Source organism: Mesorhizobium robiniae, assembly GCF_040545535.1.
GTDB classification, from domain to species: Bacteria; Pseudomonadota; Alphaproteobacteria; order Rhizobiales; family Rhizobiaceae; genus Mesorhizobium; species Mesorhizobium robiniae.
In genome coordinates this window covers 608,345-622,660 of the sequence record NZ_JBEPMC010000002.1, presented here as the reverse complement: position 1 = coordinate 622,660, position 14,316 = coordinate 608,345, and the positions used below count along the sequence as shown (strand labels likewise).

13 protein-coding genes are annotated in these 14,316 nt (G+C 61.6%); 8 read left to right on the top strand and 5 right to left on the bottom strand.

The window, feature by feature from the left end; genetic code table 11:
• Positions 1-232: 232 nt before the first annotated feature.
• Positions 233-1,876 carry a glucose-6-phosphate isomerase gene (gene pgi / locus ABID19_RS07345; RefSeq protein WP_354489216.1) on the top strand — a complete coding sequence of 548 codons (1,644 nt, stop codon included), beginning with the start codon at positions 233-235 and terminating at the stop codon, positions 1,874-1,876.
• 5 nt (positions 1,877-1,881) lie between these two features.
• Positions 1,882-2,604, top strand: a complete 723-nt coding sequence (locus tag ABID19_RS07340) for an HAD family hydrolase (protein WP_354489214.1) — start codon at positions 1,882-1,884, stop codon at positions 2,602-2,604.
• A 58-nt stretch (positions 2,605-2,662) separates the two neighbouring features.
• Here the strand turns inward: ABID19_RS07340 and ABID19_RS07335 are convergent, their stop codons facing one another.
• The 3 genes from ABID19_RS07335 to ABID19_RS07325 all read right to left on the bottom strand — a co-directional run bounded on the left by ABID19_RS07335 (position 2,663) and on the right by ABID19_RS07325 (position 5,578).
• On the bottom strand, positions 2,663-3,418 hold the full coding sequence (locus tag ABID19_RS07335) for a class I SAM-dependent methyltransferase (protein WP_435528698.1): 756 nt from the start codon (positions 3,416-3,418) through the stop codon (positions 2,663-2,665).
• An 8-nt stretch (positions 3,419-3,426) separates the two neighbouring features.
• Entirely contained in the window at positions 3,427-5,295 is a 1,869-nt protein-coding gene (locus ABID19_RS07330; protein WP_354489212.1) for a long-chain fatty acid--CoA ligase, read from the bottom strand.
• Positions 5,296-5,419: 124 nt separating this feature from the next.
• Positions 5,420-5,578 carry a hypothetical protein gene (locus ABID19_RS07325; RefSeq protein ID WP_354489210.1) on the bottom strand — a complete coding sequence of 53 codons (159 nt, stop codon included), beginning with the start codon at positions 5,576-5,578 and terminating at the stop codon, positions 5,420-5,422.
• A 149-nt stretch (positions 5,579-5,727) separates the two neighbouring features.
• On the opposite strand from ABID19_RS07325, the gene ABID19_RS07320 reads away from it, so the two are divergent.
• From ABID19_RS07320 to ABID19_RS07300, 5 genes are read left to right on the top strand one after another with little or no spacing between them, the layout of a single operon-like run.
• Positions 5,728-7,320: an ABC transporter substrate-binding protein gene (locus tag ABID19_RS07320; RefSeq protein WP_354489208.1), complete on the top strand. Its 1,593-nt coding sequence runs from the start codon at positions 5,728-5,730 to the stop codon at positions 7,318-7,320.
• 60 nt (positions 7,321-7,380) lie between these two features.
• Positions 7,381-8,388 (top strand): ABC transporter permease subunit, encoded by a 1,008-nt coding sequence (locus tag ABID19_RS07315; protein WP_354489206.1) that lies wholly within the window; start codon positions 7,381-7,383, stop codon positions 8,386-8,388.
• Between the two features lies 1 nt (position 8,389).
• Positions 8,390-9,307 carry an ABC transporter permease subunit gene (locus ABID19_RS07310; protein WP_354489204.1) on the top strand — a complete coding sequence of 306 codons (918 nt, stop codon included), beginning with the start codon at positions 8,390-8,392 and terminating at the stop codon, positions 9,305-9,307.
• Positions 9,308-9,309: 2 nt separating this feature from the next.
• Complete coding sequence (locus tag ABID19_RS07305; RefSeq protein ID WP_095482975.1) at positions 9,310-10,185, top strand: ABC transporter ATP-binding protein; 876 nt, start codon at positions 9,310-9,312, stop codon at positions 10,183-10,185.
• Entirely contained in the window at positions 10,182-11,012 is an 831-nt protein-coding gene (locus ABID19_RS07300; protein WP_354489202.1) for a dipeptide ABC transporter ATP-binding protein, read from the top strand. The genes ABID19_RS07305 and ABID19_RS07300 overlap by 4 nt, the downstream gene beginning before the upstream one ends.
• Before the next feature lie 12 nt (positions 11,013-11,024).
• On the opposite strand, the gene ABID19_RS07295 is transcribed toward ABID19_RS07300, so the two are convergent.
• Complete coding sequence (locus ABID19_RS07295; protein WP_354489200.1) at positions 11,025-11,930, bottom strand: polysaccharide deacetylase family protein; 906 nt, start codon at positions 11,928-11,930, stop codon at positions 11,025-11,027.
• 147 nt (positions 11,931-12,077) lie between these two features.
• Here ABID19_RS07295 and ABID19_RS07290 point away from each other — a divergent pair, with 147 nt between their 5' ends.
• The gene (locus tag ABID19_RS07290; RefSeq protein ID WP_354489198.1) at positions 12,078-12,968 is read left to right on the top strand and encodes a LysR family transcriptional regulator; all 891 of its coding nucleotides are present in this window, start codon (positions 12,078-12,080) and stop codon (positions 12,966-12,968) included.
• Positions 12,969-13,028: 60 nt separating this feature from the next.
• On the opposite strand, the gene ABID19_RS07285 is transcribed toward ABID19_RS07290, so the two are convergent.
• On the bottom strand, positions 13,029-14,309 hold the full coding sequence (locus ABID19_RS07285; RefSeq protein ID WP_354489196.1) for a cysteine desulfurase-like protein: 1,281 nt from the start codon (positions 14,307-14,309) through the stop codon (positions 13,029-13,031).
• Positions 14,310-14,316 lie beyond the last annotated feature (7 nt).

The following is a 14,316-nucleotide window of genomic DNA, read 5'->3' as shown; positions in this document are numbered from 1 at the left end:
GTGGCACAAGGTGTTGCGCCAATCAATTTTTCTGATCGTTGGGATTTATGCCAGTGATCCTTCGCTGCACTGCAGCATCCCCGGGTGATGCAGCGCGTCATCCCCGGCGTGACGCCGTGCGTCATCCCCGCGCATTGAAACCAGTGGATTTCGGCTAGATAGTTTGCCGCGACGACACGCGCCGGAAACATCCGGTCTGATATGGTGGCAACAGAGACTTCGGAGTGAGGCAGTGGATCAATCGTCCTTTCAAAAACAGCTCGACGCGCTGCGCGATCACCAAGCGGCCAAATCGGGCAGCATGCGCGAGGCTTTCGCCGCTGATCCGCAGCGCTTCGAAAAATTCTCCGCCACCGATGGCGACCTGCTGCTCGACTGGTCGAAATGCGCGGTCGATGCGCAGACTATGCGTCTGCTGGAGAAGCTGGCAGAAGCCGCCGACCTCGAAGGCCGGCGCGCCGCGATGTTCTCGGGCAAGAAGATCAACGTCACCGAAGGCCGCGCTGTGCTGCACACCGCGCTGCGCAACCTGAGCGGCAAGGGCATCGTGCTCGACGGCCAGGATGTGAAGGCGGAGGTTGTCGCGGTGCTCGATGCGATGGGCGCCTTCGCCGATGCGGTGCGCTCCGGCAAGGCGGCCGGCGCCACCGGCAAGAAGATCACCGACATCGTCAATATCGGCATCGGCGGGTCCGACCTGGGCCCGGCCATGGCGACGCTGGCGCTGGCGCCCTATCATGACGGGCCGCGCACGCATTACGTGTCCAACATCGACGGCGCCCACATCCACGACACGCTGAAGGGCCTTTCCCCCGAAACCACGCTGTTCATCATCGCTTCGAAGACCTTCACCACGGTCGAGACGATGACCAATGCCGAAACGGCGCGCGAATGGGTGCAGAAGGCGCTCGGCAAGGAAGCGGTCGGCAAGCATTTCGCCGCCGTCTCGACGGCGCTGGACCTGGTGGCCAAATTCGGCATCGCGTCCGACCGCGTATTCGGCTTCTGGGACTGGGTCGGCGGACGCTATTCGGTATGGGGCGCGATCGGTCTGCCGGTGATGATCGCCGTCGGCCCGAAGAATTTTCGTGCCTTTCTCGATGGCGCGCATGCGATGGACGAACATTTCCAGACGGCGCCGCTGGCCAGGAACCTGCCGGCGCTGATGGGGCTGATCGGCTGGTGGCATCGGGTGATCTGCAAGTACCCCGCCCGCGCCGTCATTCCCTACGACCAGCGCCTGTCGAGGCTGCCGGCCTATCTGCAGCAGCTCGACATGGAATCGAACGGCAAGAGCGTCACCCTCGACGGCGGCGCTGTCACCACGCCGACCGGCCCGCTGGTCTGGGGTGAGCCCGGCACCAATGGCCAGCACGCCTTCTTTCAACTGCTGCACCAGGGCACCGATTTCATCCCGGTCGAATTCCTAGCCGCGGCAATCGGTCATGAGCCGGATCTCAAGCATCACCACGATCTGTTGCTCGCCAACTGCCTGGCGCAGTCGGAGGCCTTCATGAAGGGCCGCACGCTGGAGGAAGCACGCGCGCAGATGCTGGCAAAAGGCATGAAATCAGCCGATGTCGACAGGATCGCGCCGCACCGCGTCTTCTCCGGCAACCGGCCATCGGTGACGATCCTCTACAGACAACTCGACCCGCATACGTTCGGGCGGCTGATCGCGCTCTATGAGCACCGCGTCTTCGTCGAGGGCACGCTCTTCAACATCAATTCCTTCGATCAGTGGGGCGTCGAGTTGGGCAAGGAACTGGCGACCGGGCTGCTGCCTGTCGTGGAAGGCAAGGAGAATGCCGCAAACCGGGACGCGTCGACCGCTGGACTGGTGGGACACATCCACCGACTGCGCGGATCGGAGTAACCGGCTTGGCCGAGATCAAGGGAATATTGTTCGACAAGGACGGCACGCTTGTCGACTTCAATGCAACATGGCTTGGCGTCGCCGATTTCATGGCGATGGACGCGTCGGAGGGTGATCGCTGGAAGGCCGACAGGCTGCTTGCCGCGGCGGGTTTCGATTTCACCACCAAGCGCTTCAAGCCTGATTCCATCTTTGCCTCCGGCTCCAACATGGATGTCGTCGAGCTTTGGTTTCCGCGTCTGTCGGACGAAGACCAGATGCTCGCCGTCGCCCGGTTCAACGAGATCACGTCGGCTCAGGGGTCGGCGATGGCGGTTGCGCTGCCTGGCATCGTCGAGACGCTTGGCGTTCTTCACAGGAAATCCTACCGCCTTGGCGTGGCCACCAACGATTCGACCAGCGGCGCGGAAAAGACATTGTTGACGCTGGGCGTCGCGCAGCTGTTCGATGCCGCCTATGGCTACGATGCGGTAGCCAATCCGAAACCGGCGCCAGATACGGTCCTCGCCTTTTGCGACCTGACCGGCCTGAAGCCGGCTGCGATCGCGATGATCGGCGATAGCCGTCATGATCTGGAGATGGCGCGGGTCGGCGGCTGCGGGCTGGCTATCGGCGTGCTCTCCGGCACCGGCACGCGCCAATCGCTTTCGCCGGTCGCCGACGTCATTCTGGATTCCGTTGCCGATCTGCCCGCCTTTCTTTCGGCGAGGGTCAGAGAGGCGATCTGATGCATGTCACCCAAAAGTGCGCAGCGGTTTGGGGCAACGACATGCATAAAACAAAGACTTAAAGCTCGTCTCCGAGCAGCGCCGGGCCGAACGAGAAGACGCCGCTCGGCTTCATCCCGGCGTCGCCGACTTCGCCGACATCCCGCACGCGGTATTCGGCCAACAGGCCAAGTCGCGCACGGGGCAGGTAGGCGCGGCCCGGGTCGCCGATCAGCACATCGATGCCGGCGGCCAGGCAGCGGTCGAGGAAGGGGATGACCCGGTCGGCGAGGTCTTGCCCGTAAAACAAGTCGCCGACCGCCACGACATCCACCGGCGGCGGCGGATCATCGGTGATGTCCTCGCCGACGATCGTGATAGTAACGCCATTTGCCGTCGCATTGAGGCTGAGCGCGGCGATACCGTTACGGTCGATTTCGGCCGCGATCACTTCGCTGGCTCCGGCCTTTGCCGCGGCGATGCCGACGATGCCCGAACCGGCGCCGAGGTCGAGCACGCGACGCCCGGACACGGACTCCGGCCGATCGAGGATGTAGCGGGCAAGCACCGCACCGCCGGCCCAGGCGTAGGCCCAGTAAGGTGGCTGGGGCTCGGGCCCGTCCTCCTCAGATTCAGTTCCGTCTTCGTCCGGCTCGGCTCCTCGTCTATGTGGATGCGTTAGCCGCCACAGACCACTCGTTGGGTGGGCTGCGTAAAGCCGGATTTCTGGTAGTGCGGGAACAGGGACGATCCGCATGTTCGCCTTGATGAATGTCAGCGGATCGGGAACGGAAAACGTACCCGCCGCGTCGTCTACAGGAAGGCAATCGCCCAAGTCTATACCTATCCTCGTAGCGCCCGCCGCAGGATCTTGCCCACCGGCGTCTTCGGCAGTTCGGTCCGGAACTCGATGTATTTTGGCCGCTTGTAGCCGGTCAGGTTCTCGCGGCAATACACCGTCAGCATCTCGGCGGTCAGCGACGGATCCTTCTTGACGACGAACAGTTTTGGCACTTCGCCCGAATGCTCGTCCGGCACGCCGATCGCCGCCACTTCAAGCACGCCCGGATGGAGAGCCACGACTTCTTCAAGCTCGTTCGGATAGACGTTGAAGCCGGACACCAGGATCATGTCCTTCTTGCGGTCGACGACCTTGGTGTAGCCGCGCTCATCCATGAAGCCCATGTCGCCGGACTTGAAGAAACCATCCTTGGTCATCACCTTGGCGGTCTCGTCCGGCCGGTTCCAATAACCGGCCATCACTTGCGGTCCGCGGATGCAGATCTCGCCGACTTCGCCGATCGGCAAATCGTTACCGTCGTCGTCGCGGATGGCGATCTCGGTGGACGGCAGCGGCAGGCCGATCGTCCCCGTGAAGTTGCCATCGCTGAATGTGTTGGCGGTAGCCACCGGTGAGGTTTCCGAAAGCCCGTAGCCCTCGGTGACCGGGCAGCCGGTCAGCGTCTTCCAGCGTTCGGCGACACCCTTCTGCACCGCCATGCCGCCACCCAGCGTCAGGATCAGCGGTTTGAAATCGAGTTTGCGGAAATCCTCATTGTTGAGCAGCGCGTTGAACAGCGTGTTGAGGCCCGGAAAAATGTGGATCGGGTATTTGCCGAGTTCCTTGACGAAGCCTGGAATGTCGCGCGGATTGGGAATGAGTATGTTCCGGCCGCCCATCTGCATGCCCATCAACGCGTTCACCGTCAGCGCGAAGATATGATAGAGCGGCAGCGCGCAGACGAGGTTGAGATGGGCCGGCTTCGGCTTGATCGTGTAGGCATCTTCGATCCAGAGCGCGTTCTGCGCGACATTGGCCAGCACGTTGCTGTGCAGCAGCACTGCGCCCTTCGAGATGCCGGTGGTGCCGCCGGTATATTGCAGGAAGGCGATATCGTCGGCTGCGACCTTCACTGGCTTGAAATTCATGCCGGCGCCTGCCTTCAACGCCGCGTTGAACTTGACATGGCCCGGCAGCGACCAGGCCGGCACCATCTTCTTGACGCGGCGCACGACGAAATTGACGATCGTCCCTTTCAGGCCGCCAAGCATGTCGCCCATCGCCGCGACCACGACATGTTTGACCGCCGTCTTGGCGATCACCGCCTGCAAGGTGTTGGCGAAATTCTCGAGAATGACGATGGCTTGGGCGCCGGAATCCTTGAGCTGATGTTCCAACTCGCGCGGCGTGTAGAGCGGGTTGATATTGACCACGATATAGCCGGCGCGCAGCACTGCCATCATCGCCACCGGATATTGCAGCACGTTCGGCATCATTATCGCCACGCGCGCGCCTTTCTGCAGTCCCTTCGATTGCAAATAGGCGCCGAAGGCGGCCGATTGCCGCTCGACTTCCGCATAGGTGATGGTCTTGCCCATGCAAGTGAAGGCCGGCCGGCCGGCGAACTGCTTGCAGACGTCGGCGAGCAGATCGCCGATGGAGCCGAAGGGCAGGGCGCTTATCTCGGCCGGAACGACTTTCGGATAACTTTTGAGCCAGGGCTTTCCCGGCAATCCGGCGGCAGGCACTTTCGGCGGTCTCCTGGCCGGCCCCTGCTTCGACGCCGATGAAGCCGGCGTCGGTGACGCTTTCGGCTTGGCCGCGGCAACGGCTTTGGCGGACGGCGATTGTGGCTTGTCGGGGCCATTCGCTTTTGCGGTGGTTTTGGCGTTCGCTTTCGCTGGTGCCGTTGTCCTTAGTGCTTTTGCCACCTGTCCCTCCCTCGGGTTGTTCTTATTGTCTCTGCTTGCCTGCCGCGTCGTCTCCGAGTGACCGAGACGCCCCTCCGCTGCTGCCGGCGTCAAGGAAATCCAGCATACCATCTATGTATTGCGACTATCGGCAGCCGTGCAAGTCTGCCCCTGCGGCAAGACGGGAAAGAAAATCTTCCGCGCCTATAATAGGCCGAAGGTCACTGTCTTCGGCCATCGGGCGCGTTGAAGATAATAAAAAAATGCAGTCGTTAACAATCCCGTGATCGGCAAGAATCGACATTTCTTTCTCCTTTTTCGGGTGCACGCAGAATTAAATTCTGCTTCCCATGGGGTAGGCAAGCTGGGTGTTCCAAAGCCGGAAAAACGGTGCTTATATGCGCGCTTCGCGAGCCTGATAGAGGGGCTTGGAAGAACATCAGGGAGTCCTCCATGAAAAAGAAACTGACTTTTGCGGCCGCGTTGCTGGCCGCAAGCGTCCTCGGCGGCGTGGCCAATGCTAAGCAATTGGTCTACTGCTCGGAGGCGTCGCCGGCCGGCTTCGATCCGTCGCCGTGGAGCGGTGGCAACGACTTCGACGCGTCGTCGCGCACCATCTATTCGCGCCTTGTCGAGTTCGAACACGGCAAGACCACCATCATGCCCGGCCTCGCCGAGAGCTGGACGGTTTCCGACGACGGTCTCGAATACACGTTCAAGCTTCGGCCGGGCGTGAAGTTCCAGACCACCGACTATTTCACGCCGACGCGCGATCTCAACGCCGACGACGTGATCTTCTCCTTCGAGCGCCAGTGGAAGAAGGAAAACCCGTGGTATAGCTATCTCGAAGGCACCGGCTGGGAATATTTCACCGGCATGGGCTTCCCGGATCTTCTCAAGGAAATCGTCAAGGTCGACGACCTGACGGTGAAATTCGTGCTGAACAAGCCTGAAGTCGCCTTCCTGCCGGACCTCGGCATGGACTTCGCTTCTATTGTCTCCAAGGAATATGCCGACCAGCTCGACAAGGCCGGCACCAGGCAGCAATTCACCCAAAAGCCCGTCGGCACCGGCCCGTTCCAGTTCGTCGACTACCAGGTCGATGCGGTCGTGCGCTATGCGGCATGGGACGGCTACTATGGCGGCCGTCAGAAGATCGACGATCTGATCTTCGCCATCACGACCGATCCGGCCGTGCGCGCGCAGAAGCTGAAGGCAGGCGAGTGCGATATCATGTCGTACCCGGCGCCGGCTGACATCGCCGGCCTGCAGGCCGACCCAAACCTCAAGGTGGACGAGCAGGAAGGCCTGAATATCGGCTACATGGCCTACAACACCACGCAGCCGCCCTTCGACAAGGTCGAGGTCCGCAAGGCCCTCAACATGGCCGTCAACAAGCAGGCCATTCTCGATGCGGTCTATCAGGGCGCTGGCCAGGCGGCCATCAACCCGATCCCGCCGACGATGTGGTCCTACAACAAGGACATCAAGGACGATCCGTACGATCCGGACGCGGCCAAGAAGATGCTGGCCGACGCCGGCGTCACGGATCTTTCGATGAAGATCTGGGCCATGCCCGTCAGCCGCCCGTACAATCCGAACGCCCAAAGAGTCGCGGAACTTATCCAGGCCGACTACGCCAAGATCGGCGTGAAGGCTGAGATCGTCAGCTATGAATGGACCGAGTATCGCGAACGCGGCAAGGCCAAGGAACGCGACGGCGCCTTCCAGCTCGGCTGGACCGGTGACAATGGCGATCCGGACAACTTCCTGTTCCTGCTCGGTTGCGATGCCATTGGCCAGTCCAACTATGCGATCTGGTGCAACCAGGAGTTCGAAGGCCTGTTGCAGAAGGGCAAGGCGACAACTGATGTCGCCGAGCGCACCAAGATCTACGAGGAAGCTCAGGTCGTGTTCAAGCGTGAGGCCCCGTGGCTGACCATCGCCCATTCCAAGGTCTTCATGCCGATGAACAAGAAAGTTTCGGGCTTCGTCATGGATCCGCTCGGCATTCATCGGTTTGACGGCGTCGACGTCACCGAATAAGTCAACGAGAAAATTGGACGGCGGCGCTGGACTTCCGGCGCCGCCGTTCTATGAAGTAAGATGCTCCGCTATCTCCTCCACAAGCTCGCCCTAATCATCCCGACCGTATTCGGCATATCGCTGGCGGCGTTCGCTTTCGTCCGGCTTCTGCCGGGCGACCCGATCCTGGCCCTGGCCGGCGAGCGCGGCGTCAGCCCCGAACGCTACGCAGAGCTTATCGAGCGGTTTGGCTATAACAGGCCTTATGTCATCCAATATCTGGAGTATATCGGCAGGGTCTTGACCGGCGACTTCGGCATATCGATCGCCACCAAGCGCCCTGTGCTCGGTGAATTCCAGGCGCTGTTCCCGGCCACGCTGGAACTGGCGACGATCGCGCTGATCATCGCCGTACTCGTCGGTATTCCCGCCGGCATCTTCGCAGCGGTCAAGCGCGGATCATGGTTCGACCAGGCGACGATGGGCGTGGCGTTGACCGGCTATTCGATGCCGATCTTCTGGTGGGGGCTGCTGCTCATCATCTTTTTCTCCGGCTATCTCGGCTGGACGCCGGTCTCCGGTCGCATCGGCCTCCAATACTTCTTCAAGCCGACTACGGGCTTCATGCTGATCGACAGCCTGATCTCCGGCAAAAGCGGCGCCTTCAGGTCCGCCGCCAGTCATCTGGTCCTGCCGGCGATCGTGCTGGCGACGATTCCGCTCGCTGTCATAGCGCGCCAGACGCGTTCGGCGATGCTGGAGGTTCTAGGCGAGGATTATGTCCGCACTGCCCGTGCCAAAGGCCTGGCGCCGCGTCGCGTCATCGGGCTCCACGCCTTCCGCAACGCGCTGATCCCCGTTGTCACCACCATCGGCTTGCAGGTCGGCACTCTGATGGCCGGCGCCATTCTGACCGAAACGATCTTTTCCTGGCCGGGTATCGGCAAGTGGATGATCGACGCGATCGCCAAGCGCGACTATGTTGTCGTCCAGAGCGGCTTGCTGATCATCGCCCTGATTGTCATGGCGGTGAACCTGATCGTCGACGTGCTCTATGCCGTCATCAACCCACGTATTCGGGTGCAGTGAGATGACCGACCAAACAACGGCAGAAGCCACCGCCGCATCGATCCCGACCGGCGGCAGGCAACGCGCCTTCACCGAGTTCTGGCATTACTACTCGATGAACACCGGCGCCGTCATCGGCCTGGTCGTGTTCTTGGCTCTGGTGCTGATCGCGATTTTCGCGCCGCTGGTCGCGCCGCATTCGCCTGACGAACAGTTTCGCGATGCGCTGCTGACGCCGCCGGTCTGGCAGGAGGGCGGCAAATCGATGTTCCTGCTCGGCACCGACGCCGTTGGCCGCGACATGCTTTCGCGGCTGATTTTCGGGGCGCGGTTCTCGCTGTTCATCGGTTTGGTCGTCGTGGTTTTCTCGCTGACCAGCGGCATCATCCTCGGCGTCCTCGCCGGCTATTTCCGCGGCTGGGTCGATACGCTGATCATGCGCATCATGGATGTCATCCTGGCCTTCCCCTCGCTGCTCCTTGCCCTCGTTCTGGTGGCGATCCTCGGACCCGGTCTGTTCAACGCCATGCTGGCGATCGCGCTGGTGCTGCAGCCACATTTCGCGCGGCTTACGCGCGCGGCCGTGATGGCGGAAAAGAACCGCGAATATGTGATCTCCGCCAAAGTGGCCGGTGCGAGTCATCTCAGGTTGATGGTGAGGACGATCTTGCCGAACTGCGTGGCGCCGCTGATCGTGCAGGCGACGCTGTCCTTCTCCAACGCCATTCTCGAGGCTGCGGCTCTCGGCTTCCTTGGCGTCGGCGCACAGCCGCCGACGCCGGAATGGGGCACGATGCTGGCCACGGCACGCGAATTCATCCTCCGCGCGCCTTGGGTGGTGACTTTCCCCGGCCTTGCCATCCTCATCACCGTGCTTGCCATCAACCTGATCGGCGATGGCCTGCGCGATGCCTTCGACCCCAAGCTGAAGAGGTCGTGACCATGCCTCTTCTCGAAATCAAGAACCTTACGGTCTCTTTCGATACCGCCGCCGGACCGTTCATGGCGGTGCAAGGCATCGACCTGTCGATCGAGCCGCGCGAGGTGTTGGCGATCGTCGGTGAATCCGGCTCCGGCAAATCGGTGGCGATGTTGGCGGTGATGGGGCTTTTGCCGAATACGGCGACGGTGAAGGCCGACCGCATGGCGTTCGACGGTATCGACCTGCTTGAGCTCAGTCCGTCCGAGCGCCGCAAGATCGTCGGCAAGGATATCTCGATGATCTTCCAGGAGCCGATCGCCAGTCTCAATCCATGCTTCACCGCCGGCTTCCAGATCGAGGAGGTGCTGCGATTCCATATGGGCATGGACCGCGCCCAGCGCCGGGCCCGCGCCATCGAACTGATGAAGCTGGTCGGCATTGCCGATCCGGAAGAGCGGCTGAATTCGTTCCCGCACCAGATGTCAGGCGGCCAGTGCCAGCGGGTCATGATCGCCATCGCCATCGCCTGCAATCCGAAGCTGTTGATCGCCGACGAGCCGACCACCGCGCTCGACGTCACCATCCAGAAGCAGATCCTTGACCTCTTGGTTGGCCTGCAGGCCAAATACGGCATGGGCCTGATCATGATCACCCATAATATGGGCGTGGTGGCCGAGACCGCCGACCGCGTCATCGTCCAGTACAAGGGCCGCAAGATGGAAGAGGCCGACGTTCTGTCGCTGTTCGAGCAGCCGAAGAGCAACTACACGCGCGCGCTGCTGTCGGCGCTGCCGGAAAACGCCGTCGGCGACCGGCTGCCGACCATTTCCGACATGTTGTTCGAACCGGCCCCCTCTGCTGCGGGAACTGGGTCTGCAACGGGAGCCGCCTCATGAGCGTGACGGTTCTCGAAGGCAAGAACATCGTGCGCGACTATCACGTCGGCGGCGGTCTGTTTCGTCCCTCGCGCACGGTCCACGCTGTCAAAGGTGTCTCGTTCAGCGTCGACAAGGGCAAGACGCTTGCCATAGTCGGCGAAAGCGGCTGCGGCAAGTCGACTCTCGCCCGCATCATTACGCTGATTGATCCGGCGACAGCAGGTGAGCTCTTCATCGACGGCAACAAGGTCGACATCGCCAAGGACGGGCTATCGAAGGAGATGCGCCGCAAGGTGCAGATCGTCTTTCAGAACCCTTACGGGTCGCTCAATCCGCGCCAGAAGATCGGCGACGTGCTCGGCGAGCCGCTGCTCATCAACACCGACACGCCGGCCAACGAACGGCGCGATCTGGCCATGAGGATGCTGAAAAAGGTCGGTCTCGGACCGGAGCATTACAACCGCTACCCGCATATGTTCTCGGGCGGCCAGCGCCAGCGCATCGCCATTGCCCGCGCGCTGATGCTCAATCCGAGCCTTTTAGTGCTCGACGAGCCGGTCTCGGCGCTCGATCTGTCGGTGCAGGCGCAGGTGCTCAACCTGCTCGCCGACCTGCAGGACGAGTTCAAGCTGACCTATGTCTTCATCAGCCACGACCTGTCGGTGGTGCGCTACATCGCCGACGACGTGATGGTCATGTATTACGGCGAGGCGGTCGAATACGGCTCGCGCGACGAGGTCTTTGCCGACCCCAAACACAGCTACACCAAGACGCTGTTCGCGGCGACGCCGCGCGCCGACGTCGCCAGCATCAAGGCGAGGCTGGCGAAGAAGAAGGCCGCCTGACGCGGCGTCTTTCTACGCTTCGACCAGCGCTCGTGGCTGATCATTTGCGCTGCCCGATTGGCCCGCGTTCTTGAGATAATGTTCAGCGATCTCATCGCTCGTCGTGAGCCAGACGCCTTCATGCGAGGCGATATAGTCGAGCGCCTTATCGAGATATTTCGAGCGGAACGCCTGGCCGGTCACGAACGGATGCAGGGCGAGTGCCATGACGCGCCCGGACCGTGCGCCGTCGGCAAAGAGTTGATCGAACTGGTCGACGATCGTGCGATAGAACTCCTCGCCGGTAAAGCTCTTGGCGCCAAACAGACCGAGATCGTTGAGCTCGACCGAGTACGGGACAGAAATCATTCCGGGCAAGTTAAGTGCGAACGGCTGATCATCGGCAGTCCAGTCGAGGACGTAGGCGAAGCCTAGCTCCTTCAAAATCCTTGGGGTCTCGAAGGTTTCGGTAAGACCTGGCCCCATCCAGCCCTTCGGGCGCTGGCCCGTTGCCTTGGCAATCGTCTCCACCACATCGATCAGGAAGCGGCGCTCTTCTGCCGGTGCCATGTCGGTGTGGAGCATCGAGTTGGTTTTGCCATGGGCAAGCCAGGTCCAGTTGCGCTCCTTGCCGGCCCGGATGATCTGGGGGTAGCGCTCCGCAGCGTCCGAATTGAGCAGTACCGAAGGGCGAATGCCGTATTTGTCGAACGATTCGATCATCCGCCAGATACCGACCCGCACACCGTAGTCGCGCCATCCGTAGTTCAGCGGATCGGGCACGAGATTGGCGGTGCCCTCCCATATGCTGGTGGACGGTTTGCCGATCTCGAAATGCTCCACGTTGAGGCCGACGTAGAACGCCACTCGCGCGCCGTTCGGCCAGACAATCTTCGGCCGGTCGATGATTGGGGAATAGCTGTAGAGGGTGTTTTCCATTTTTAGCTCCTGTCTTTCGTCGGCACTTCGCCTGACCGAAGGCGCGCTGTTCGCCCTGGGCTAAGATGAATCGTTGCAGTGGTTCTGACAATTGCGCTTGAATTCCAATCACTTCGGACAGATATGTCCGATATGAGGAGCGACGTTATGGATCAGGTCGGCCCACTCAACACCTTCGTTCAGGCGGCCGATGCCAGAAGCTTCACCGCCGCCGGACACCAGCTCGGCATCTCTTCATCGGCAGTGGGCAAGGCAATCACGCGTCTTGAAGAAAGGCTCGGCGCCCGGCTTTTCCACCGCTCGACAAGAACCATCACGCTGACGCCGGAAGGTGCAATGTTCCTTGAGAGGTGCCGGCGAATTCTCGGGGAGATCGAGGCGGCAGAAATGGAGCTCGCCCAGACCTATGGCGCACCGCGCGGCAAGCTTCGCGTCAGCTTGCCGATCATCAATGCGCTGATGGTGCCGGGCCTCAATGCTTTCATGCAGGCCTATCCCGAGGTCCAGCTCGACCTTGATTTCGGTGATCAATTGGTCGACGTGATCGACGGCGGGTTCGACGCTGTCATTGGCGCCGGCGGTGTCACGGACTCGCGCCTTATGAGCCGCATCGTGGGTGAGTTTCGTCTGAAACTCGTTGCCTCACCAGACTATCTGGCGCGAAGAGGGGTTCCGCAGATTCCGGAGGACCTGATGGCGCACGCTTGCCTCCTCCACAAATTTGCGACCAGCCGCAAGCTCGAGCGCTGGCCACTGCGTCGCGATGGCGAAGATCTCGACATCACGCCTCCTCCGGCAGTGGTCGCCAACACCATCGAGCCGCTGCTGCTCATGGCGCTGCAGGGGCTCGGCATCGCCTGCTTGCCCGACGTGCTGATAAGGGAACAGCTCAAGGACGGAACACTAGAGACCGTGCTCGAGGACTACGTTGCGCATGTCGGCGTGATGAGGGTCCTGTGGCCCTCCAGCCGGTATCTTTCGCCCAAGCTGCGGGTCTTCGTCGACTTTATGGCCGAGAACCTCTTCCCTGAAGCATAAGGTCGGATGTTGTCACGGAACAAGGCCGATCAGGTTTCCTGACCGGCCTCGACTAGCATATCAGGACAGCTGGGCGATGATGGTGCGCAGCGCCTCGCCGAAGCGCCGGACCTCCTCGATCGTGTTGTAATGCACCAGCGAGGCGCGGATGGCGCCGCTGTCCATCGAGAGGTTGAGGCGCTTCATTAGTCGCGGCGCATACATGTGACCGTCGCGGATGCCGATCTGCATTTCGGCCATCTCTTCGACGATTCGCTGGGGTGACAGCGTGCCGATGTTGAAGCAGAAGGTCGGCACGCGCTCGTCGATCCGCGCCTCGTCGGCGACGCCATAGATCGTCGCGCCGCAATCCTTAAGCACGGCGAGCATTTCGCGCGCCAGCACCAGCTCATAGTCGCGGATCGCGTTCATGCCGGCGACGAGGTTGTCGCGCCGCGACCGGTTGTTCTCGGCCAGGAAGTTGCGGCCGATCGATTCGAGATACCGCACGGCTGCATCCATGCCGGAGACGTTCTCGTAGATGAATGTGCCGGCCTCGACCTTGTAGGGTGGCTCGTCGGGGATGAAATCCTCGCGGAAGGTCGGCAGCCGCTTCAACGTCTCGAAGCGGCCCCACAGGAAGCCCATATGCGGCGAGAAATTTTTGTAGCCGGAGCAGACCAGATAGTCGCAATCCCAGGCCTGCACGTCGATCAGCCCGTGCGGCCCGTAATGCACGCAGTCGAGGAACACTTCGGCGCCGGCCGCATGCGCGATGTCGGCCACTGCAGCAACATCAACGATCGAGCCGATCGAATGCGCGGTGACCGTGCAGGCGACAAGCCGGGTGCGGTCGGAGATCAGCGGGCGCAAATCATCGACATGGAGATTGCCGTCCTCACGCATCCGCCACCATTTGAACTTGGCGCCGGCGGGCGCCAGCGCCAGCCAAGTCGCGATGTTGGCGTCATGGTCCATGTCGGTGATGACGATTTCGTCCCGTTCCTGAAGCATCTGGCCGATGCCGAGACTGACCAGGCGGATGAACGAGGTTGCGTTCATGCCGAAACAGATTTCCGCAGGACTATAGGCATTGATCAGCAACGCCACGCTTTCACGCGCGTCGGCGATCGCTTGATCGACGGCGACGCTGCGACCGTAGCGGCCGCCGCGCTGCACATTATGCGCGACCAGATGGTTGGTGACCGCATCGAGCACGCTTTGCGGGATCTGCGCGCCGGCGGCATTGTCCATGAAGATGAAGTCGCCGGCCTGCTGCAGGGCCGGAAACATGGCGCGGATCTTGTCGACCGGGAAGGCTGCGGAGACGTCGCTCGCGCTGGGGGTTTGATGCTTGTTCAAGATGGTC

Bases quoted from the DNA above. Each gene is read 5' to 3' on its own strand.
- ABID19_RS07325 (WP_354489210.1), bottom strand. From the start codon at position 5,578: ATGTCGATTCTTGCCGATCACGGGATTGTTAACGACTGCATTTTTTTA.
- ABID19_RS07320 (WP_354489208.1), top strand. From the start codon at position 5,728: ATGAAAAAGAAACTGACTTTTGCGGCCGCGTTGCTGGCCGCAAGCGTC.
- ABID19_RS07315 (WP_354489206.1), top strand. From the start codon at position 7,381: ATGCTCCGCTATCTCCTCCACAAGCTCGCCCTAATCATCCCGACCGTA.
- ABID19_RS07310 (WP_354489204.1), top strand. From the start codon at position 8,390: ATGACCGACCAAACAACGGCAGAAGCCACCGCCGCATCGATCCCGACC.
- ABID19_RS07305 (WP_095482975.1), top strand. From the start codon at position 9,310: ATGCCTCTTCTCGAAATCAAGAACCTTACGGTCTCTTTCGATACCGCC.
- ABID19_RS07300 (WP_354489202.1), top strand. From the start codon at position 10,182: ATGAGCGTGACGGTTCTCGAAGGCAAGAACATCGTGCGCGACTATCAC.
- ABID19_RS07295 (WP_354489200.1), bottom strand. From the start codon at position 11,930: ATGGAAAACACCCTCTACAGCTATTCCCCAATCATCGACCGGCCGAAG.
- ABID19_RS07290 (WP_354489198.1), top strand. From the start codon at position 12,078: ATGGATCAGGTCGGCCCACTCAACACCTTCGTTCAGGCGGCCGATGCC.